At 62.0% G+C, this 21,194-nt stretch carries 15 protein-coding genes; 10 read left to right on the forward strand and 5 right to left on the reverse strand.

Translation table 11 applies throughout. From position 1 onward, the window contains the following. Nucleotides 1–133 precede the first annotated feature (133 nt). Complete coding sequence (gene gcl / locus CAG02_RS11150) at nt 134–1,909, reverse strand: glyoxylate carboligase (RefSeq protein WP_085710523.1); 1,776 nt, start codon at nt 1,907–1,909, stop codon at nt 134–136. Nucleotides 1,910–2,177: 268 nt separating this feature from the next. Here gcl and CAG02_RS11155 point away from each other — a divergent pair, with 268 nt between their 5' ends. After that, nucleotides 2,178–2,618 (forward strand): heme-binding protein, encoded by a 441-nt coding sequence (locus CAG02_RS11155; protein ID WP_085710524.1) that lies wholly within the window; start codon nt 2,178–2,180, stop codon nt 2,616–2,618. A gap of 93 nt (nt 2,619–2,711) precedes the next feature. Here CAG02_RS11155 and CAG02_RS11160 read toward each other — a convergent pair whose 3' ends face one another. Next, the gene (locus CAG02_RS11160) at nt 2,712–3,317 is read right to left on the reverse strand and encodes a TetR/AcrR family transcriptional regulator (RefSeq protein ID WP_085710525.1); all 606 of its coding nucleotides are present in this window, start codon (nt 3,315–3,317) and stop codon (nt 2,712–2,714) included. A 193-nt stretch (nt 3,318–3,510) separates the two neighbouring features. Here CAG02_RS11160 and CAG02_RS11165 point away from each other — a divergent pair, with 193 nt between their 5' ends. The 5 genes from CAG02_RS11165 (at nt 3,511) to CAG02_RS11185 (ending at nt 13,264) form a co-directional block, all read left to right on the forward strand. Beyond that, the gene (locus tag CAG02_RS11165; RefSeq protein WP_085710526.1) at nt 3,511–4,638 is read left to right on the forward strand and encodes an efflux RND transporter periplasmic adaptor subunit; all 1,128 of its coding nucleotides are present in this window, start codon (nt 3,511–3,513) and stop codon (nt 4,636–4,638) included. A 12-nt stretch (nt 4,639–4,650) separates the two neighbouring features. Then, nucleotides 4,651–7,734, forward strand: coding sequence for an efflux RND transporter permease subunit (locus CAG02_RS11170; RefSeq protein ID WP_085710528.1), 3,084 nt, complete (start codon nt 4,651–4,653; stop codon nt 7,732–7,734). Beyond that, the gene (locus CAG02_RS11175; protein WP_085710529.1) at nt 7,724–10,846 is read left to right on the forward strand and encodes an efflux RND transporter permease subunit; all 3,123 of its coding nucleotides are present in this window, start codon (nt 7,724–7,726) and stop codon (nt 10,844–10,846) included. Before CAG02_RS11170 ends, CAG02_RS11175 begins: the two co-directional genes overlap by 11 nt. Then, nucleotides 10,847–12,283, forward strand: coding sequence for an efflux transporter outer membrane subunit (locus tag CAG02_RS11180; protein ID WP_085710531.1), 1,437 nt, complete (start codon nt 10,847–10,849; stop codon nt 12,281–12,283). 66 nt (nt 12,284–12,349) lie between these two features. Continuing rightward, nucleotides 12,350–13,264, forward strand: coding sequence for a DUF808 domain-containing protein (locus tag CAG02_RS11185; protein WP_085710533.1), 915 nt, complete (start codon nt 12,350–12,352; stop codon nt 13,262–13,264). 129 nt (nt 13,265–13,393) lie between these two features. Here CAG02_RS11185 and CAG02_RS11190 read toward each other — a convergent pair whose 3' ends face one another. Further along, nucleotides 13,394–14,182 (reverse strand): VacJ family lipoprotein, encoded by a 789-nt coding sequence (locus CAG02_RS11190; protein WP_085710534.1) that lies wholly within the window; start codon nt 14,180–14,182, stop codon nt 13,394–13,396. Beyond that, nucleotides 14,175–15,473 (reverse strand): serine/threonine protein kinase, encoded by a 1,299-nt coding sequence (locus tag CAG02_RS11195; protein ID WP_085710535.1) that lies wholly within the window; start codon nt 15,471–15,473, stop codon nt 14,175–14,177. Before CAG02_RS11195 ends, CAG02_RS11190 begins: the two co-directional genes overlap by 8 nt. A gap of 223 nt (nt 15,474–15,696) precedes the next feature. On the opposite strand from CAG02_RS11195, the gene CAG02_RS11200 reads away from it, so the two are divergent. Beyond that, on the forward strand, nt 15,697–16,071 hold the full coding sequence (locus CAG02_RS11200; RefSeq protein ID WP_085710537.1) for a hypothetical protein: 375 nt from the start codon (nt 15,697–15,699) through the stop codon (nt 16,069–16,071). A gap of 44 nt (nt 16,072–16,115) precedes the next feature. On the opposite strand, the gene CAG02_RS11205 is transcribed toward CAG02_RS11200, so the two are convergent. Next, the gene (locus tag CAG02_RS11205) at nt 16,116–17,711 is read right to left on the reverse strand and encodes a beta (1-6) glucans synthase (RefSeq protein WP_085710538.1); all 1,596 of its coding nucleotides are present in this window, start codon (nt 17,709–17,711) and stop codon (nt 16,116–16,118) included. 287 nt (nt 17,712–17,998) lie between these two features. Between CAG02_RS11205 and CAG02_RS11215 the strand changes: the two genes are divergently transcribed. From CAG02_RS11215 to CAG02_RS11225, 3 genes are all read left to right on the forward strand, one after another. Further along, nucleotides 17,999–18,850 carry a glycine betaine ABC transporter substrate-binding protein gene (locus CAG02_RS11215; protein ID WP_085710539.1) on the forward strand — a complete coding sequence of 284 codons (852 nt, stop codon included), beginning with the start codon at nt 17,999–18,001 and terminating at the stop codon, nt 18,848–18,850. A 245-nt stretch (nt 18,851–19,095) separates the two neighbouring features. Beyond that, nucleotides 19,096–19,407, forward strand: a complete 312-nt coding sequence (locus CAG02_RS11220) for a DUF485 domain-containing protein (protein ID WP_085710541.1) — start codon at nt 19,096–19,098, stop codon at nt 19,405–19,407. Next, nucleotides 19,404–21,062 (forward strand): cation acetate symporter, encoded by a 1,659-nt coding sequence (locus tag CAG02_RS11225; RefSeq protein ID WP_085710542.1) that lies wholly within the window; start codon nt 19,404–19,406, stop codon nt 21,060–21,062. The genes CAG02_RS11220 and CAG02_RS11225 overlap by 4 nt, the downstream gene beginning before the upstream one ends. The last annotated feature ends 132 nt before the right edge of the window (nt 21,063–21,194 follow it).

A 21,194-nucleotide genomic window follows, 5' to 3' on the forward strand; every position in this document is an offset into this window, starting at 1 on the left:
GTGTAAATAGCAGGTCATTCGATCCCTGTGGGAGCGAGCTTGCTCGCGAAAGCGGTGGGTCAGTCAACAACTCTGTTGAATGTGAAGCCGCCTTCGCGGGCAAGCCCGCTCCCACAGTGGGAGCGGTCAGCAGTTAGTCGAGCAACGAAATCGCGGTAGGCGCATCGTTGCCGACCAGCGCCAGGTCTTCGAATTCGTTGACGGCGTTGATCTCGGTACCCATGGAGATGTTGGTCACACGCTCCAGAATGATCTCGACGATCACCGGCACCTTGAACTCTTCGATCAGCTCTTCGGCCTTGCGCAGGGCAGGGGCGATGTCAGCCGGTTCGAACACACGCAGCGCCTTGCAGCCCAGGCCTTCGGCGACTGCGACGTGGTCGACACCGTAACCGTTGAGTTCCGGCGCGTTCAGGTTATCGAAGGACAGCTGCACGCAGTAGTCCATTTCGAACCCGCGCTGTGCCTGACGGATCAGACCCAGGTACGAGTTGTTCACCACAACGTGGATGTACGGCAGATTGAACTGGGCGCCGACCGCCAGTTCTTCGATCATGAACTGGAAGTCATAGTCCCCCGACAGGGCCACGACTTTACGGTTCGGATCGGCCTTTACCACGCCCAGCGCTGCCGGAATGGTCCAGCCCAACGGACCGGCCTGGCCGCAGTTGATCCAGTGACGCGGCTTGTAGACGTGCAGGAACTGCGCGCCGGCAATCTGCGACAGACCGATGGTGCTGACGTAGCAGGTGTCCTTGCCGAACACCTGGTTCATTTCTTCATACACGCGCTGCGGCTTGACCGGCACGTTGTCGAAGTGGGTCTTGCGTTGCAGGCTGGCCTTGCGCTGCTGGCAGTCCTGCAGCCATGCACTGCGGTTTTTCAGTTTGCCGGCGGCTTGCCATTCACGGGCGACTTCGATGAACACGGTCAGCGCGGCGGCGGCGTCGGAAACGATGCCCAGGTCCGGGGTGAACACGCGGCCGATCTGGGTGCCTTCGATGTCGACGTGAATGAACTTGCGACCTTCGGTGTACACGTCGACCGAGCCGGTGTGACGGTTGGCCCAGCGGTTACCGATGCCCAGCACCACGTCGGATTTCAGCATCGTGGCGTTGCCGTAACGGTGCGAAGTCTGCAGACCGACCATGCCGACCATCAGCGGGTGATCGTCCGGAATGGTGCCCCAGCCCATCAGGGTCGGGATCACTGGAATGCCGGTCAGCTCGGCGAACTCCACCAGCAGATCGCTGGCGTCGGCGTTGATGATGCCGCCACCGGCCACCAGCAATGGACGCTCGGCCTGATCGAGCAGCGCCAGAGCCTTTTCTATCTGCACGCGAGTTGCGCTCGGCTTGGCCAGCGGCAGTGGCTGGTAGGCGTCGATGTCGAATTCGATTTCAGCCATCTGCACGTCGAACGGCAGGTCGATCAGCACCGGGCCCGGACGGCCGGAGCGCATTTCATAGAAGGCTTTCTGGAACGCGTAAGGCACCTGGCCCGGCTCCAGAACGGTGGTTGCCCACTTGGTCACTGGCTTGACGATGCTGGTGATGTCGACGGCCTGGAAGTCTTCCTTGTGCATACGGGCACGTGGCGCTTGGCCGGTGATGCAGAGGATCGGGATCGAGTCCGCGGAGGCGCTGTACAGACCGGTGACCATATCGGTGCCGGCCGGGCCGGAAGTACCGATGCACACGCCGATGTTGCCGGCCTTGGTGCGGGTGTAGCCCTCGGCCATGTGCGAGGCGCCTTCAACGTGGCGAGCGAGGACGTGATCGATGCCACCGACTTTCTTCAGGGCGGAATACAGCGGGTTGATCGCAGCACCCGGAATGCCAAAAGCGGTATCAACCCCTTCACGGCGCATCACCAGAACGGCGGCTTCGATTGCTCTCATTTTGCTCATGGTTTTGTGCCTCTTTACGTTTTGTAATTGTATACAAGTGGCTTTGCGCAGAGTGTATTCACGGCGGACGGCGCAGGTCAATCCATTTTCTCAAGCGCCTGTTTCATTCGTCGGAAGCCGTTTCTACTGTGGCTTTTCGTCGCATGGGGCGCTTTTCGAGAATTATTGTATACAAAAAAATAATTCATTGTGTTCTATTTGTTGCATCGGGCTGCGGCAGAAAAGCGCAGCCCAACGGCTTTCCCAATAACAAAATGAGGACGGCACCATGAGCGCTTTAACCTTGAAAGTCGCAGTCAACCTGGTCAACGAAGCCATCAGCGCAGGGCGGGCGATCTCCGCCGCGCCGCTGACCATTGCAGTACTGGATACCGGCGGCCACCTGGTCACCTTGCAACGCGAAGACGGCGCCAGCCTGCTGCGCCCGAACATCGCCATCGGCAAAGCCTGGGGCGCCATCGCCCTGGGCAAGGGCTCACGCCTGCTGGCGCTGGACGCACAACAACGCCCGGCGTTCATCGCCGCACTCAACAGCATGGGGCAGGGCAGCGTCGTGCCGGCACCGGGCGGCGTGTTGATCCGTGATCAGGCGGGCAACGTGCTGGGCGCGATCGGCATCAGCGGCGATCTGTCGGATGTCGATGAGCAGGTGGCGATCAAGGCTGTGGAGGCTTTGGACCTGCGGGCGGATGCGGGGGTGGCGGCCTGAGTGGCTAACGCCGGATAGTCGCTGAAACGAACAAGCCCGCCCTCACAGGATGTTCTGTGAGGGCGGGCTTGTTTGTGTCTGGAGGTGTTGGTTTCAGTCCGGCTCGCAGCCCTTGAGCACCAACCGGATGATGGTTTGCGCCGCGGACTCATAATCGGCTTCGTCGAGCTTTTCCTTTCCGGTCACGGCGGAGATCTGCCAGTCGAAGTCGGCGTAGGTCTGGGTCGCGGCCCAGATGCTGAACATCAGGTGATTGGGGTCGATCGGGGCGATCTGGCCGCGGTCGATCCAGCTCTGGATGCAGTCGATGTTGTGCTTGGCCTGGCTGTTCAGTTGCTCGACCAGGTCGGCGCTCAGGTGCGGGGCGCCGTGCATGATTTCGCTGGCGAACACCTTCGAGGCAAACGGCAGGTCGCGGGAGATGCGGATCTTCGAGCGGATGTAGCCGCTCAGCACTTCGCTCGGTACGCCGTCCGGGTTGAACGGGGTCGAAGCCTGCAGGATCGGCACGATGATGCTTTCCAGAACCTCGCGGTAGAGGTTTTCCTTGGACTTGAAGTAGTAGTAGACGTTGGGCTTGGGCAATCCCGCCTTGGCGGCGATGTCGCTGGTTTTGGTCGCAGCGAAGCCCTTGTCGGCAAACTCTTCACTGGCGGCACGCAGGATCAGTTCTTTGTTGCGCTCGCGGATTGTGCTCATAAACCCGGTGGTTCCTTGCCTGTTCTGGCGGTTGCGCATGGTAGCACCGGCCTCGCGCGGCGCTCAACAATGCCTGTCGGTGGCGCTCGTCGCGTCAGTCTGTCGCCAGCCTGAACAAATTCGCCATCCCCCGCGATGGCTGTCGGGACGCTGCTAGAGTCAAGGCAGACGCGGGGGCAAGAGGCGGGCGGTCATGGCGAAACGCAGGCGCGGCAAAGTCCTGTTGATCATTGGCATCGTGCTGTTGCTGGGGCTTGCCCTGTGGTTCTACCTGAGCGCCGGTCAGCGTCGGGTCAAACCCCCGCCGGCTGCCGAGCCGGTCGCGACGGTTGCGGTCAAGCTGCAGGACGTGCCGGTCTACATCGACGCCTTGGGCACGGTGACCCCGACCCGCAGCGTGACCGTGGTGACGCAGGTCAACGGCATTCTCAGCTCGGTCGAGTTCAAGGAAGGCCAGCACGTCGCCAAAGGCCAGGTCATCGCCCGCATCGACGACCGCGCGCTCAAGGCGCAACTGGCGGTGGCCAAGGGCACGCTGATGCATGATCAGGCGCTGCTCGCCAACGCCGTGCGGGATCTTGCGCGTTATCGCGAATTGATCAAGGTCGGCTCTACCACCCAGCAAACCCTCGATACCCAGGCCTCGCTGGTGCAGCAACTGCAAGGCACGGTCGCTTCGGATCAGGGCAGCGTGCAGAACCTCGAAGTCCAGTTGAGCTACTGCACGATCACTTCGCCGGTAGATGGCGTGGTCGGTTTGCGCCAGGTCGACCCCGGCAACTACGTGACTACCACCAGCACCACCGGGATTGCCGTGATCACTCAGATGACCCCGGCCACTGTGGTGTTCGCCGTACCCGAGGACGATCTCGGTGCGATCAATCAGGCCATGGCCAAAGGCGCGGTGACGGTGCTGGCCTACGACCGCAACAAACACAACCTGCTGGCCACCGGCAATCTGCTGGCGCTGGATAACCAGGTCGATACCAGCACCGGCACGATCAAGGTCAAGGCGCAGTTCGACGACTCCGGCAAGGCGCTGTTTCCCAATCAGTTCGTCAACGCCCGGCTCAAGGCTGACACTCTGAGTCAGAACCCCGTGGTGCCGACCCGGGCGATCCAGCACGGCAGCAAGGGCGATTTCGTCTTCGTCGTGGTCGACCCCGGCAACAAGGTCAGCCTGCGCAACATCAAGACCGGGCCGGCGACAGGCGATGTTTCGGCGGTGCTCGACAACGGGGTGAAGGAGGGCGAGCAGGTCGTCACCGAGGGCGCCGACAAACTCGACGATGGCTCGGCGGTGAAAGTCGTCGCGCAATAGGAGGCGTAGCCCATGAACGTCTCGCGCCCCTTCATCGAACGCCCGGTGGCCACCACGCTGTTGATGGTGGCGGTGCTGTTGTTAGGTCTGCTGGGTTATCACTTGCTGTCGGTGTCGGCGTTGCCGGAGGTGGATTACCCGACCATTCAGGTGTTCACCCAATACCCCGGCGCCAGTCCCGAGGTCATCAGTTCGTCGATCACCGCGCCGCTGGAACGCCAGCTCGGCGAGATGCCGGGGCTCAAGTCGATGAACTCCACCAGCTCCGACGGCGCTTCGGTGGTGACCCTGCAATTCGATCTGTCGCTGTCGCTGGATGTCGCCGAGCAGGAAGTGCAGGCCGCGATCAACGCCGCCGGCACGTTCCTGCCGGCGAACCTGCCGTACCCGCCGGTCTACAGCAAGGTCAATCCGGCCGATGCGCCGGTGCTGACGCTGTCGCTGACCTCTGACGTGTTGCCGCTGACCAAGGTTGAAGACCTCGCCGACACGCGGCTGGCGCAAAAGATTTCGCAGATCACCGGCGTCGGCCTGGTCACCCTCAGCGGCGGTCAGCGCCCGGCGGTGCGGGTCGAGGCCAACACCTCGGCGCTGAACAGTCTGGGGCTGTCCCTCGATGACCTGCGCACCTCGCTGGGCACGGCCAACGTCAATCAGGCCAAGGGCAATATCGACGGCAAATATCAGGCGTATTCCATTGGCACCAACGACCAGTTGCAGTCCGCCGAGGAGTACCGCGATCTGGTGATTGCCTACAAGAACGGCGCGCCGATTCGCCTGTCGCAGATCGCTTCATCGACCCAGGGCCCGGAAAATCCTCGGCAAGCGGCATGGACCGACAGCACGCCGTCGATTGTTCTGAACATCCAGCGTCAGCCCGGGGCCAACGTGATTGATGTGGTCGACCGCGTGCAACAGCTGTTGCCCAAGCTGCGCGCCAGTCTGCCGGCGACGCTGAAGGTCAACGTGCTCACCGACCGCACGCAAACCATCCGCGCCTCGGTCACCGACGTGCAATACGAACTGGCGGTGGCGGTGCTGCTGGTGGTGATCGTGATTTTCCTGTTCCTGCGCAATGTGGCGGCGACGATCATCCCGGCGGTGACCGTGCCGCTGACGCTGGTCGGCACCCTGGCGGTGGCCTACGCGGTGGGGTTTTCGCTGAACAATCTGACGCTGATGGCGCTGACCATTGCCATCGGTTTTGTGGTCGATGACGCCATCGTCATGATCGAGAACATCACCCGCTACATCGAGGCCGGCGATTCGCCGATGCAGGCTGCGCTCAAGGGCGCGGAGCAGATCGGCTTCACCATCATTTCGCTGTCGGTGGCGCTGATCGCGGTGATGATTCCGCTGCTGTTCATGGGCGATGTGGTGGGCCGGCTGTTTCGCGAATTCGCCATGACGGTGGCGGTGACCATCGTCATCTCGGCGCTGATCACCCTGACCCTGACGCCGATGATGTGTTCGCGCATGCTCAAGCACAAACACGAGGAACGCCGGGTCGACTTCTTCGACCGGGTCAACGGCTATTACGTCAAAGGCCTGGACTGGGTGCTGCTGCATCGCGGGCTGACGCTGATCTCGGTGGTGCTCACCGGGCTGCTGACGCTGTTGATCATCGTGGTGATGCCCAAGGGCTTTTTCCCCGAGCAGGACACCGGGTTGATCCAGGGCATTTCCCAGGCCTCGCCGGGCATTTCCTTCCAGCAAATGCAGAGCGAGCAGCAGCGGCTGGCGGCGCGGATTCTCAAGGACCCGGCGGTGGCGAGCCTGTCGTCATTCGTCGGCATCGACCAGACCAACCCGACGATCAATCAGGGCAACCTGCTGATCAACCTCAAGCCCCACGGCGACCGAGACAGCAGCGCGGCGGTGATTCGCCGGCTCTCCGACGCCAATGCCGACGACGCCGGAATTCGCCTGTACCTGCACAGCGTGCAGGACCTGACGCTGGACGCCACCGTCTCGACCACCAGTTACCGCCTCGGCCTGCAAGCCACCGACCCGGGCGAACTGGAAACCTGGACCAACAAACTGCTCGCGGCGATCAAGCAGGACCCGATGTTCACCGACGTGCAAAGCCAGGCGATGCAGTTCGGTAATCAGATCCAGCTCAACTTCGACCGTGCCACGGCGTCGCGTCTGGGCATCACGCCGCAAGCCATCGACGACGTGTTGTATGACGCTTTCGGCCAGCGCCAGGTGTCGACCATTTACACCCAGCTCAACCAGTATCACGTGGTGATCGCCACCGACCATCCGCCGCGCAATCTGGCGGATCTGTTGACCGGGCTCTATGTCGATATTCCCGGCGGCGGGGTGGCGCCGCTGTCGAGCATGGCGACGATGCAGGTGATTCGCGCGCCGGTAACCATCAATCGTCTGGGGCAATTTCCCTACGCCGATGTCTCGTTCAACCTCGCCCCCGGCCAGACTCTCGGCGCGGCGGTGACGCGGCTCAAGGACATCGAAGCCCAGGCCGGCCTGCCGCTGTCGGTGCAGGCCAATCTGGAAGGGGCGGCGGCGACGTTCGAGGCGTCGTTGTCCAATCAGGTGTTTCTGGTGCTGGCGGCGATCATCGTGGTGTACCTGATGCTGGGGATTCTCTACGAGAGCTTCGTGCACCCGGTGACGATTCTCTCGACCCTGTTGTCCGCCGCGCTCGGCGCCTTGCTGGCGTTGCTGATCACCGGCACGCAGTTCGACATCATTGGTTTGATCGGCATCGTGCTGCTTATCGGCATCGTGATGAAGAACGGCATCATGATGGTCGACTTTGCCCTGGAACTGGAGCGCAAGGGAGGGCTCGATCCGGTGGCCGCGATCCGTCAGGCCGCCGAGCTGCGATTCCGGCCGATCTTGATGACCAGCATGGCCTCGCTGTTCGGCGCGGTGCCGTTGGCGCTGGGCACCGGGATCGGCTCGGAGCTGCGTCATCCGCTGGGGATCGCGATCATTGGCGGCTTGTTGCTGAGCCAGTTGCTGACGCTGTTTTCGGCCCCGGTGATTTTCCTCGCCATGCATGGCCTGGAGCAGCGCTTCACCCGGCGCCGGCCAGTGGCGGCCGAGGCCTTGCGCGATGAACCTTAGCGCGCCGTTCATCCAGCGCCCCATCGCCACCACGCTGCTGGCGGTCGGGCTGGCGCTGTTCGGTGTGCTGGCGTTCAACCTGCTGCCGGTGGCGCCGTTGCCGGAGGTGGATTTCCCGACCATCAGCGTGCGCGCGTCGTTGCCCGGTGCCGACCCGAGTACGGTGGCGTCGTCGGTGGCGACGCCGCTGGAACGTCAGTTCGGGCAGATCGCCGGGGTCACTGAAATGACCTCGTCCAGTTCGCTGGGGGCGACCCGCATCACTTTACAGTTCGACCTCAACCGCGACATCGATGGCGCGGCGCGGGATGTACAAGCGGCGATCAACGCGGCGCGCAGCAGCCTGCCGAGCGATCTGTCCGGCAACCCGACTTACCGCAAGGTCAACCCGGCCGACTCGCCGATCCTGATTCTCAGCCTGACCTCCGATTCGGCGACCCGTGGCCAGATGTACGACGTGGCCTCGACCCTGCTCGAGCAGCGGCTGTTGCAGACCACGGGTGTCGGCGATGTCACGGTGGGCGGCGCGGCGCTGCCGGCGGTGCGCATCGAGCTTAATCCGGACCGGCTCAATCGCTACGGCGTCAGCCTGGAGCAGGTTCGGCAGGTGATTCAGGCGTCCAACGTGAATCTGCCCAAAGGCACGGTGTCGGTCGGCGATCAGTCCTATGGCCTGAAGGCCAACGACATGCTGTATCAGGGCAGCGATTACGGGCCGCTGGTGGTCAAGCAACGCAACGGTGATCTGGTGCGTATCTCCGATCTGGGGGACGTCACCGAGGATGTCGAAGACCTGCGCAATTTCGGTCTGTCCAACGGCAAACCGGCGGTGCTGCTGGTGGTGTTCAAGCAGCCCGGGGCCAACGTCATCGATACCGTGGATGCGGTGAAGGCCGACCTGCCGTTCCTGCAGAGTTCGATCCCCTCGGCGATCAAGATCAATATCCTGATGGACCGCACCACCACCATTCGCGCCTCGCTGCACGACGTGGAAGTGACCCTGCTGATTTCGATCGCGCTGGTGACGCTGGTGACCTTCGGTTTCTTCCGCGACTGGCGCAGCACGCTGATCCCGGCCATCGTCGTGCCGCTGTCGCTGCTCGGCACTTTCGGGGCGATGTATTTTCTTGGCTACAGCCTCAACAACCTGTCGCTGATGGCGCTGACCATTTCCACCGGGTTTGTGGTGGACGATGCGATCGTGGTGGTCGAGAACATCATGCGTCACCTGGAGAAAGGCGAAAGCCGTGTGCAAGCCGCGCTGGCCGGGGCGCGGGAGGTGGGTTTCACGGTGATGACCATCAGCGTGTCGCTGGTGGCGGTGTTCATTCCGTTGCTGCTGATGGGCGGGGTGGTCGGGCGGCTGTTTCGCGAGTTTTCGATTTCGCTGTCGGTGGCCATCGTGATTTCGATGCTGGTGTCGCTGACGGTGACGCCGATGCTCGCCAGCGTGCTGCTGCGCACTCAGCAGCAGAGCGGCAATGGCGACGATCATCCGGATTCGTACTTTCACCGGTTCTACGACCGCACGCTGGGTTGGGTTGTCGAGCATTCGTTTTTGATGGGGCTGCTGACGCTGCTGGTGATTGTGCTGGCGTGCGTGCTGTACGTGTTGGTGCCCAAGGGTTTCTTTCCGCAGGAAGACACCGGGCGCATGTCCGGCAGCATCATTGCGGCGCAGAGCATTTCCTTCGGGGCGATCCAGTCGAACTTCAGCGAGATCAATAAAAAGGTCTTGAGCAATCCGAACGTGGCGACCGTCGGCGGGTTTGTCGGCGGCGGTGGCGGGATCGGCGGGGCGGTCAACAGTGCGCAATTGTTCATCACCCTCAAGCCGCTGGCGGATCGCAAGGACGGCGCCGATCAGGTCATCGGCCAGATTCGCCACACCCTCGGCGACATGCCCGGCACGCGCCTGTATCTGCAATCTGCACAGGACATCACGGTCGGCGGGCGGCAGAGCGGAGCGCAGTACCAATACACGATGACCGCCGATGACCAGAGCACCCTCGATGAATGGGTGCCGAAAGTCGTTGCGGTGCTGCACGGCTTGCCGCAATTGACCGATGTGAACACCGATCAGCAGGACAACAGCCTGATGTCGAGCGTGACGGTCAATCGCGACGCTGCCGCCCGGCTCGGGGTCAGCATGTCGGCCATCGACCAGACGCTGTATGACGCCTTCGGCCAGCGCCAGGTGTCGACCATTTACCGTTCCGCCAATCAGTACCACGTGGTGATGGAAGTGGCGCCGGCGTACTGGGCGTCCCCGGCGACCCTGAAGAACATTTACGTGCCGGTGGGCACCGCAGCGGTCACGACCAAGGGCGCTGCGGCGGCGCCGAACCTGAATGCCAAGGTCTCGCAGACGCTGGTGCCACTGTCGGCGCTGGCGGATTACTCCGTGGGGCGCACGGCGATTTCGATCAGTCATCAAGGCACTTTTCCGGCGGTGACCGCCTCGTTCAACCTGGCGCCGGGCGTCGCCATCGGCCAGGCAACGGCGCTGGTGGACAACGCCGTGAAACAGCTGCGCATGCCCGCCAGTGTGGTCGGCCAGTTTGCCGGGACGGCGCAGGTGTTCCAGTCTTCGGTGGCCAGCGAGCCGTTGCTGATCGTTGCGGCGCTGCTGTCGGTGTACGTGGTGCTGGGCATGCTCTATGAAAGTCTGGTGCATCCGCTGACGATCCTTTCGACCTTGCCATCAGCCGGTGTCGGCGCGCTGATCGCCTTGCTGCTGACCGGCACCGAGCTGTCGATCATCGCGCTGGTGGGGGTGATTCTGCTGATCGGGATCGTCAAGAAGAACGCGATCATGATGATCGACTTCGCCATCACCGAGCGCCGCGAATTCGGCCTGAGCGCCAAGGACGCGATCCGCCGCGCCTGCCTGATCCGCTTCCGGCCGATCATGATGACCACGCTGGCGGCGATTCTCGGCGCACTGCCGCTGGTGCTGGGCAGCGGCTATGGCTCGGAGCTGCGCCGGCCGTTGGGGATTTCGATCATTGGCGGGCTGCTGTTCAGCCAGTTGCTGACGCTGTACACCACGCCGGTGATCTACCTTTGGCTGGACCGGGCGTCGCAGCGCCTGAAGCGTAAGGAGCGATAAATGAAACGTCGCCTGTTCCCCGTGGGTGCCAGCCTGTTGCTGAGCCTGTTGTTGAGCGGTTGCATGGTCGGCCCGGACTACCACAAGCCTGCGATTGAACTGCCGACTTCGTTCAAGGAAGGCACCCAATGGCAGCGCGCCCAAGCCAATCCGCAGGGTGCACTGAACAGCCAATGGTGGCGCGCCTATCAGGATCCGATTCTCAACGATCTGATCGAGCGCTCGGCCAAGGCCAACCAGTCGATCATTGGCGCCGAGGCGGCGTATCGGCTGGCGCAGGCGCAGGTGGCGTCGAGTCGCGCCGGGTTGTGGCCGACCGTGGGCGTGGGATTGTCCGGCGCGCGCGGTGTCGGCGGCGGCGCCAGCGGCAGCACCACCAGCGGTTTGACCGGCAGCAGCGGCAGCACCGTCGAACAAACGGTCAGCGCCACCCTGACGGCCAGTTGGGAGCCGGATTTGTGGGGGCAGGTGCGGCGCGGTATCGAGTCGAGCCAGGCTTCGCTACAGTCCTCCGACGCGTTGCTGGCCGGCGTACGGCTGTCCATCGGTGCCAGCGTGGCGACCAATTATCTGGGGCTGCGGCAGCTGGATATCGACATCGACCTGTTGCAGCAACAGCAGGCCATCAATCAGCAACTGCTGACAATGATTCAGGCGCAAACCGTTCAGGGCACGGCGACCAACGATCAATTGCTGGTGGCGCAGGATCAGCTCAGTACCGTGGTCACGGCGTTGCAAACAGCGCAGCGCTCGCGAGAGCAGGCCGAGCATGCGTTGGCGGTGCTGGTGGGCGTGGCGCCGGCGCAGTTCGATTTGCCCAAGGCCGCTGACTATCGCTTCACGACGCCGATGCCGCCGCCGGTGCTGCCGTCGAATCTGTTGCTGCGTCGACCTGATGTGGTGTCGGCCGAACGCTTGGCTGCGGCAGCGAACGCGCGGATCGGCGTTGCCGAAGCGGCATTCTTTCCGACCCTGAGTCTGACCGCCGAAGGTGGCTTCCGAGGATCGGCGCTGGGTGGACTGTTCTCCGTACCCAATCGCATCTGGACCCTCGGGCCGGCGCTGGCGGAAACCATTTTCGACGGCGGCGCCCGCGAGGCGGCCAAGCAAGCGGCCGAGGCCACTTACGATCAGGACGTGGCCACGTATCGCGGCACGGTGCTCGGGGCGTTGCAGAACGTCGAAGACAATCTGTCGGCGATCAATCATCTGCATATTCAGGCGCAAGCCTTTGATCAGATGTTCCAGCGCAACCAGCAATTGTTCGGCAGTCAGCAGGCGCAGCAACGGGCCGGCACCGTCAGCCAGCAAGCGGTGCTGACCCAACAATTGGTGCTGTTGCAGGCCGAGCAGAACCTGCGTGATACCCAGGGTTTGCTCAGTCAGGGCAGTGTCGCGCTGTTCCAGAGCCTGGGTGGTGGCTGGCAGGTTCCGTAGCCTCTCGCTCCCTTGAGTGGCGCACGGTATGCTGCGCGCACTTTTTTACACAGGGAAGCCTGACCCATGGCAGGAAGCAGTTTGCTGGTGCTGATCGACGACATCGCCACCGTTCTGGACGATGTGGCGTTGATGAGCAAAATGGCCGCCAAGAAGACCGCCGGGGTGCTCGGCGATGACCTGGCGCTCAATGCCCAGCAAGTCTCGGGCGTGCGCGCCGAACGGGAAATTCCCGTGGTGTGGGCGGTGGCCAAGGGCTCGTTCGTCAACAAACTGATTCTGGTGCCGTCGGCGCTGGCGATCAGTGCGTTCGTGCCGTGGCTGGTGACGCCGCTGCTGATGGTCGGCGGCGCCTACCTGTGCTTCGAGGGTTTCGAGAAACTCGCCCATCCGCTGCTGCACGGCAAGGATGAAGATCAGGCCGGGCATGCACAGCTGACCGAAGCGGTGGCTGATCCTGCGACCGATCTGGTGGCCTACGAGAAGGACAAGATCAAAGGCGCGATCCGCACCGACTTCATCCTCTCGGCGGAAATCATCGCCATCACCCTTGGCACCGTGGCCGAGGCTTCGCTGACCCAGCAAGTGATCGTGATGTCGGGCATCGCGGTCGTCATGACCGTGGGCGTCTATGGCCTGGTGGCCGGCATCGTCAAACTCGATGACCTCGGCCTGTGGCTGACCCAGAAGCCCGGCGCTGCGGCGAAACGCATCGGCAACGCCATCCTGCGCGCCGCGCCGTACATGATGAAAGGCCTGTCGGTGATCGGCACGGCGGCGATGTTCCTGGTCGGCGGCGGCATCCTGACCCACGGCGTACCGGTGGTGCATCACTGGATCGAGAGCGTTGCCGCAGCGGCGGGCAGTGCAGGGTTTGCAGTACCCGTGTTGCTCAATGGCGTGGCGGGTGTTGTGGCGGGGGCGGTGGTGCTGGCTGTTGTGTCGGTTGTCGGCAGGCTCTGGAAAGCCCTGAAGGGCTGATCTCCAGCGCATAACACAACTGTGGGAGCGAGCTTGCTCGCGAATGCGGTAGTTCAGTCCCATTTCTATAGACTGACACTCCGCCTTCGCGAGCAAGCTCGCTCCCACAGTGTTTTGTGTTCGTCGAAATTACTCGGCGATCTGCAGCTTGCGCGATTCGGTGTACACGTAGCGCACCTTTTCGTACTCGAACGGCGAGTTCATCTGGCCGTAGCGGAAGCGGGTCTGGTAGCGCTTGTCGACAGCCCGCAGCGCCCAGATTTCCGGGTGGTTTTCGCTGACTTTCGACACGTTCAGGTAATTGATCGCCGATTCGGCAGTGTAGTCCACGGCCAGGCCGGCGGTGTCGCGGATGTTCGACGGGCCGAGGATCGGCAACACGAAGTACGCGCCGCCCGGTACGCCGTAGAAGCCCAGGGTCTGGCCGAAGTCTTCGTTCTGGCGCGGCAGGCCCATGGCGGTGGCCGGGTCCCACAGGCCGGCGATGCCGATGGTGGTGTTGAGCAGCAGGCGCGCGGTGGTTTCCATCGAACGCTTGCCCTTGAACTGCAGCAGGCTGTTGACCAGGTTCGGCACGTCGCCAAGGTTGTTGAAGAAGTTGCTCACACCGGAGCGCACGAAACCGGGCGTGACGTAGCGATAGCCGTCGACCACCGGCAGGAACACCCATTGGTCGAAGCGGTAGTTGAAGTGGTAGACCCGGCGGTTCCACGACTCCAGCGGGTCGTACACGTTCAGTGCGTTGAGGGTCGAGCGTTCGAATTCGCGCTGGTCCAGGCCCGGGTTGAACTTGAGTTTGGACAGCGGCTCCTTGAAGCCGTCACTGTCGACCACCACCGGTGCGTTGGCTTTGCTGTTGTCGGCCTGGGCCACGCCTGCACAGAGTAACGCTGCAAACAGCAGGAGATATTTAGCCACGGAAGAACTCCAGCATGGCGTCGCTGTTGACGCGATAGTTAAGGTTGCCGCAATGGCCGCCCAGTGGATAAACCGTCAGGCGATCGCCGAAGGTTTTGCGCAGGAAGCCGAGGTCGCCGGGGCCGAGGATCACGTCGTCGGCGTTGTGCATCACGGCGATTTTCGGGCTGTCGTGCAGGTAATCCTTGAGGGCGTACAGGCTGACCTGATCGATCAGTTGCAGCAGGCTGCCGCCGTCGGTGCGGGCGCGCCACATCGGGATCACCTGTTCGGTCAGGTAGCAGTCGAAGTCGCATTGCAGCGCACGCTTGAGGAAAGGCGTGAGGCTGGTGCCTTCGGTGATCGGGAATTTCGGCGGGGTGATCAGGCCGCGACGGTTGATCAGGTCCGAAGTGAAGGCGATGTCCGCCGCCGAGAAGCGGAACGAGGTGCCGATCAGCATCGCCATCTGCTCGTTGCTCAGGTGCTGCTTGGACTGCTGGAAGTCGTAGAGCAGCGCGTCGTTGAGGTCAATGTAGCCTTTCTGCTGGAAGTAGCGGGTCAGCTTGGCCAGCACCAGTTCATAGAACGTGGTGCTGTTGTTGATGCCCTTGACCTCGGTCTGCACCAGTTTGTCGAGGTTGGTGATCGAGGTGTACAGGTTGACCGGCGGATTCAGCAGCAGGACTTTCTTGAAGTTGAAACTGCGGCGGGTTTCGTCCAGGTGAGCGACGAATGCCGCGTCCAGTGCGCCGAGGCTGTAACCGCTGAGGTAATAGTCGGTGACCGGCACTTTCGGGTTTTGCGCCCGCACGGCCTGCATCACCCGGTACATGTCCTCGGCGTCTTCCTTGGTCACGCCGGGGGTGGCGAAACGCGAGGCGGCGCTCATGAAGTCGAAACTGGTCGGGGAGGACAGCTGCACCACGTGGTAGCCGGCCTTGTAGTAGAGCTTTTTCAGGTATTCGTTGAGGCTGCTGTCATACCGCGCGCCGGTGCCGGCGATCAGGAAGATCAGCGGGGCTGCCTTGTCCTGGGTGGCGATGCGATAGGTGAGTTTTTTCACTGCCCAGAAATTGTCCGGCAGGATGAACTCGCGTTCCGGGCGCAGGGTGACGCTGCGGTCGGTCTGATTGATGTCGTCGTCCGACGGCAGCTCCGGACGCAGGTCCGGCGGCGTGGTGGCGATGGTCGCTTCGAACGGGTTGGTCAGCGGATAGCCGTAACTGGCGGCGTCGATATCCACCGCCAGCGCGGACGCACTCAGGATAAGGCCGCCAAACAGGGCGGCGAAGCGCAAGGATCGGAGCATGAGTGAATCCCTTAAAGGAAGGTGCCGAATGAGGTTCGCAGGCTATGACCACTGGGTTAGCGCCAAAGTGCCATGCATCGGCACCAATCAGACGGAATTCGGGGTAATAGTAGCCGGACGATACACTTTGCGCGGATCGAATGACCAGTTAAGAGTTGTTAGTTCTTGCACACGGCTGGCAGGCGATTAAGCTGGCCGCCGATTTCCTCGATTGGAGTGCTCCATGTCCCGCCGCTTGCCTGTGATTCTGCTGCTCGTTCTGTTGCCGTTATGGCTGGCCGCCAGTTATGGCGCGCGTTATGGCTTCATGGAGGACGCGCAATGGGTGGGCATCTGCGTGGATGAGGCGAGCCGCTGGGAATGTTCGGTACGCTCGAACCTGGGCCTGATGATTCATTTCCAGATGCTCGGCTGGGCGGCGGTCGCGGCTGCGGTGATCGGTTTTGTCGTGCCGGGGCGGGCAGGGTGGTGGCTGGCGGTGCTGGCGCTGGTGTTCGGGTTTCCGGCGCTGGCGTTGTACAACACCACGCTGGCGGTGTTTGCGGTGGTGATTGCGGGGTTGCGGTTGGTGCGGGAATCGCGCTCCGCCAACGAGTAGTCATGCATCGCGGGCGAGCCCGCGATGCTTTCAGATACTGAAGGTCAGCCTTTGCGAACCTGCAGGCAACGCCACAACGCCGCCACCATCAACCCGCTGACCAGCGCCCAGCCCCAGGCCTGTTGGTTCTGCAAACCTTCACGGAACAGCTGCGGCGCAATGCAGGCACCGATGATGAAGGTCAGCAGGGCAATTTCCCGGCGGGCCACCGGCACCGGGCGGCACAGGTAAACCAGTGCCGGCAGAATGAACGCCGCACTCGCGAAGCTGCGATAGCGCGGATCGAACACCATCTCCAGCACCATTATCGCTGCCGCAAAACCGGCTGCTGCAACCAGCCAGCCTGCGTGTCGTTCGAATGCATTGAAGGCGCGTTCACGCCAGCCGCTGCGGGCGCTCAAGGTCAGTGCGGCATGGGTCAGCACCAGCAGATTCAGCACAGTCAGCAGACCGACCCACACCCATTCGCTGGCGAATCGCGTGGTCAGCCATGCCAGATTGCCCCAGGCGCCGATCGAACAAGCGGCGAGGGCGCCAAGCAATGGCAGCACCAGCGCTGAACCCGTGGTGCGAACCCGACCGCCAAGCACCAACGTGCCGAGGAAAATCAAACCGCCGATTGCCATCCAGCGCGACCAGTCCGGTACGTTGGATACCGGCCCGGCCAGCACGCCTTTGTCCTGGCGATCCGCATCGAACAGCCCCCAGTAACCGCCAACCGCGCCTTCACTGCCGCGTTTCCACGGCTGGTCGAACGCTTCGATCAGGTTGTAACGCCAGCCCTGCTGTTCGGCCAAAGTTACAAAACCGCGAATGAACCTGGCTTCGTTGACCCGGCTCGGCAATGCGGTCTCCCGCTGACGGCCTTCGCTCGGCCAGCCGGTTTCGCCAATCATCACGTCCTTGGGGGCGAACTTGTTGCCGAACACCTGGCGCACATCGGCCACGTGTTGCAGGGCGGCGTCGATGTTCGAAGGATCATCTTCCCAGTACGGCAGCAAATGAATGGTCAGGAAATCCACCGCCGGCGCGACTTCCGGGTGCTTGAGCCAGAACTCCCAGACATCGGCGTAGGTCACTGGCTGCTTGATATGGCGCTTGACCTTGTTGATCAGCTTCGCCAGTTGCGCACCGGTGACTTCCTTGCGCAGCAGGGCTTCGTTGCCGACGATCACGGCAGTGACCACGTCCGGGTTGGCGTTGGCCGAAGCGATCAGCAGATCGACTTCTTTCTCGGTGTCCACCGGGTTGCTGTTGACCCAGGCGCCGATCATCAGCTTCAAACCATGCTTGCGCGCCAGTTCCGGCAGGGCTTCGAGGCCGGTCATGGAATAGGTGCGGATGCATTGGAAGCGGGTGGCGAGCAGGGCGAGGTCGGCGTCCATGCGCTCCGGGCGCAGTTTGAACGGCACGTCGAACGGCGACTGATCCTTGTCGAACGGCGTGTAGGAGGCGCATTGCAACTTGTGGGTCGGGGTGGCGACGTCCGGCAGGATCACCGGTTTGCCGAGGCCGTACCAGAAGCCGCAAAGCGCAAACAGGCCGAGCAGACTGGCGAACAGATAGGGAAGAAAAGGGAAGCGGGAGGATGCGGACATGGTCAGGCCGAGTGGCTGCAAAGCGACGCATGTTACCTGCATTTATAGAGGGGTTGGTGGCCTGCATGTTTTTGACATGCAAAGTTCGGGCGGATTGTCTGGCGTCAAATATTCAGACGCAGTTAATGGCTTTCTGATGTCGTTTCTCGTTGCTTCGAGGTCGCTGACAGAGCAGGTCGCTGTGTGCGTCAGGTTGATGATCAAAGCCATCAGTACTCCGCTGATGTTCGAACGAGTTTGCGGTCAGGCGTGATGGGGGCGCTGTGCACCATAACAATACGTTGACGATGCCCGGCATCCGTCGGGCGCAGCATTTCGGGGAAGTAACGATGAAGATGCGACGACTTTTAGGCGCAGGTGCCGCACTGGTGCTTGCGATGAGCTCCACTTTCGCCAGCGCTGAAAAACAGACCCTGAACATCGGTTACGTTGACGGCTGGTCCGACAGCGTTGCGACCACCCACGTGGCGGCCGAGGTGATCAAACAGAAACTCGGCTACGACGTGAAGCTCCAGGCCGTCGCCACCGGGATCATGTGGCAGGGCGTTGCCACCGGCAAACTCGACGCCATGCTGTCGGCCTGGCTGCCGGTGACCCACGGCGAGTACTGGGCGAAGAACAAGGATCTGGTCGTCGATTACGGCCCGAACTTCAAGGATGCAAAAATCGGCCTGATCGTGCCCGAGTACGTCAAAGCCAAATCCATCGAAGACCTGAAAACCGACGACAGCTTCAAGAATCGCATCGTCGGCATCGACGCCGGCTCAGGCGTGATGCTCAAGACCGACCAGGCGATCAAGGATTACGGCCTGACCGGTTACACCCTCAAGGCCAGTTCCGGCGCCGGCATGATCGCCGAGCTGACCCGCGCCGAGAAAAAGAACGAATCCATCGCCGTGACCGGCTGGGTGCCGCACTGGATGTTCGCCAAGTGGAAACTGCGCTTCCTCGACGACCCGAAAGGCGTGTATGGCGCGGCTGAAACCGTGAACAGCATCGGCAGCAAAGAGCTGGATGCCAAGGCGCCGGAAGTGGCGAAGTTCCTGAAGAACTTCCAGTGGGCCTCCAAAGACGAAATCGGTCAGGTGATGCTGGCGATTCAGGACGGTGCCAAACCTGAAGCCGCTGCCAAGGACTGGGTCGCCAAACATCCGGACCGCGTGGCTGAATGGACTAAATAAACGCAAGTTACGCATTACCCTTGTGGGAGCGGGCTTGCTCGCGAAGGCAATCTGTCAGCTGACTGTGATGTTGACTGACGCACCGCCTTCGCGAGCAAGCCCGCTCCCACATTTGTTTTTGGTGTGCTCAAGAATGGCGAAAGTGTCATGGCCATCTACTACTAAGGTCGTCTGGAAGCCGGCTCGCAGCCGCATACAGTGGATACGTTCCAAAAATAAAAATCTGTGCTGCGAGGATAAAAACAATGAACGACAGCATTTACCTCTCTATTCAGAACAGCCCGCGCTTCAAGGAGCTGGTGAAAAAAAGGGAAAGGTTCGCCTGGATACTCTCGGCGATCATGCTAGGGCTCTACTCCGGATTCATCCTGCTGATAGCGTACGGGCCGCAAGTGCTCGGGACCAAGATCAGTGCCGGTTCATCGATCACCTGGGGCATCCCCATCGGTGTCGGGCTGATTGTCTCGGCCTTCATCCTGACCGGTATCTACGTGCGCCGCGCCAATGGCGAGTTCGACGACCTGAACAATGCGATTCTCAAGGAGGCTCAGCAATGATCCGGCGTCTACTGGCTCTTTTGAGCATCGCAGCGTTCGCTCCAGCCGCCTGGGCCGCTGACGCCCTGACCGGCGAAGTCCACAAGCAACCGCTCAACGTTTCCGCGATCGTCATGTTCGTGGTGTTCGTCGGCGCGACCCTGTGCATCACGTACTGGGCCTCCAAACGCAACAAGTCGGCTGCCGACTACTATGCGGCGGGCGGCAAGATCACCGGTTTCCAGAACGGTCTGGCGATTGCCGGTGACTACATGTCGGCGGCGTCCTTCCTGGGGATTTCCGCGCTGGTGTTCACGTCCGGCTACGACGGCCTGATCTACTCGATCGGCTTCCTGGTGGGCTGGCCGATCATTCTGTTCCTGATCGCCGAGCGTCTGCGCAACCTCGGCAAATACACCTTTGCCGACGTGGCGTCCTACCGCCTCGGGCAAACCCAGATCCGCACGCTGTCGGCCTGCGGTTCGCTGGTGGTGGTGGCGTTCTACCTGATCGCGCAAATGGTGGGTGCCGGCAAGCTGATCCAGCTGCTGTTCGGCCTCGACTACCACGTCGCGGTGATTCTGGTCGGTATCCTGATGTGCCTGTACGTGCTGTTCGGCGGCATGCTGGCGACCACCTGGGTGCAGATCATCAAGGCGGTGCTGTTGCTGTCTGGTGCCTCGTTCATGGCGCTGATGGTGATGAAGCACGTCAACTTCGACTTCAACACCCTGTTCTCCGAATCCATCAAGGTTCACGCCAAGGGCGAAGCGATCATGAGCCCCGGCGGTCTGGTGAAAGACCCGATCTCGGCGTTCTCCCTCGGCCTGGCACTGATGTTCGGTACCGCCGGCCTGCCGCACATCCTGATGCGCTTCTTCACCGTGAGCGACGCGAAAGAAGCCCGCAAGAGCGTGCTGTATGCGACCGGTTTCATTGGCTACTTCTACATCCTGACCTTCATCATCGGCTTCGGCGCGATCCTGCTGGTAAGCACCAACCCGGCCTTTAAAGATGCAGCGGGCGCTCTGCTCGGCGGCAACAACATGGCGGCGGTGCACCTGGCCAACGCCGTGGGCGGCAGCATCTTCCTCGGCTTCATCTCGGCCGTGGCGTTCGCGACCATCCTGGCGGTAGTGGCGGGCCTGACCCTGGCCGGTGCTTCGGCGGTGTCCCACGACCTCTATGCCAGCGTGATCAAGAAGGGCAAGGCCAACGAGAAGGATGAGATCCGCGTTTCGAAGATCACCACCGTCGCACTGGGCGTGCTGGCCATCGGCCTGGGCATCCTGTTCGAAAGCCAGAACATCGCGTTCATGGTTGGCCTGGCGTTCTCCATTGCGGCCAGCTGCAACTTCCCGGTCCTGCTGCTTTCGATGTACTGGAAGAAGCTGACCACCCGTGGCGCCATGATTGGCGGCTGGCTGGGTCTGGTGAGTGCGGTGGGTCTGATGATTCTTGGCCCGACCATCTGGGTGCAGATTCTGCATCATGAGAAGGCGATCTTCCCTTATGAGTATCCGGCGTTGTTCTCGATGATCATTGCGTTTATCGGGATCTGGTTCTTCTCGATCACCGACAAGTCGGCGGCGGCAGAGAACGAGCGTGCGCTGTTTTTCCCGCAGTTTGTGCGTTCGCAGACTGGGTTGGGGGCTAGTGGGGCGGTTTCGCACTGAGGCTTTGTAGGTTGAGTTGAATGGAAAATGCCCTGGTCGAGAGATTGGGGCGTTTTTTTTGTGGGCTTTTTGATTGAGTACATATCCGTTGCTGCGGTAACGGCTGCTTAGGGTTCCGCCCTTACGGCGGGT

The sequence above is a fragment of the Pseudomonas sp. R43(2017) genome (genome assembly GCF_002112345.1).
GTDB lineage: Bacteria > Pseudomonadota > Gammaproteobacteria > Pseudomonadales > Pseudomonadaceae > Aquipseudomonas > Aquipseudomonas kribbensis.

Coding starts and splice junctions, on each gene's coding strand:
- gcl (WP_085710523.1), bottom strand. CDS start 1,909: ATGAGCAAAATGAGAGCAATCGAAGCCGCCGTTCTGGTGATGCGCCGT.
- CAG02_RS11155 (WP_085710524.1), top strand. CDS start 2,178: ATGAGCGCTTTAACCTTGAAAGTCGCAGTCAACCTGGTCAACGAAGCC.
- CAG02_RS11160 (WP_085710525.1), bottom strand. CDS start 3,317: ATGAGCACAATCCGCGAGCGCAACAAAGAACTGATCCTGCGTGCCGCC.
- CAG02_RS11165 (WP_085710526.1), top strand. CDS start 3,511: ATGGCGAAACGCAGGCGCGGCAAAGTCCTGTTGATCATTGGCATCGTG.
- CAG02_RS11170 (WP_085710528.1), top strand. CDS start 4,651: ATGAACGTCTCGCGCCCCTTCATCGAACGCCCGGTGGCCACCACGCTG.
- CAG02_RS11175 (WP_085710529.1), top strand. CDS start 7,724: ATGAACCTTAGCGCGCCGTTCATCCAGCGCCCCATCGCCACCACGCTG.
- CAG02_RS11180 (WP_085710531.1), top strand. CDS start 10,847: ATGAAACGTCGCCTGTTCCCCGTGGGTGCCAGCCTGTTGCTGAGCCTG.
- CAG02_RS11185 (WP_085710533.1), top strand. CDS start 12,350: ATGGCAGGAAGCAGTTTGCTGGTGCTGATCGACGACATCGCCACCGTT.
- CAG02_RS11195 (WP_085710535.1), bottom strand. CDS start 15,473: ATGCTCCGATCCTTGCGCTTCGCCGCCCTGTTTGGCGGCCTTATCCTG.
- CAG02_RS11200 (WP_085710537.1), top strand. CDS start 15,697: ATGTCCCGCCGCTTGCCTGTGATTCTGCTGCTCGTTCTGTTGCCGTTA.
- CAG02_RS11205 (WP_085710538.1), bottom strand. CDS start 17,711: ATGCAGGTAACATGCGTCGCTTTGCAGCCACTCGGCCTGACCATGTCC.
- CAG02_RS11215 (WP_085710539.1), top strand. CDS start 17,999: ATGAAGATGCGACGACTTTTAGGCGCAGGTGCCGCACTGGTGCTTGCG.
- CAG02_RS11220 (WP_085710541.1), top strand. CDS start 19,096: ATGAACGACAGCATTTACCTCTCTATTCAGAACAGCCCGCGCTTCAAG.
- CAG02_RS11225 (WP_085710542.1), top strand. CDS start 19,404: ATGATCCGGCGTCTACTGGCTCTTTTGAGCATCGCAGCGTTCGCTCCA.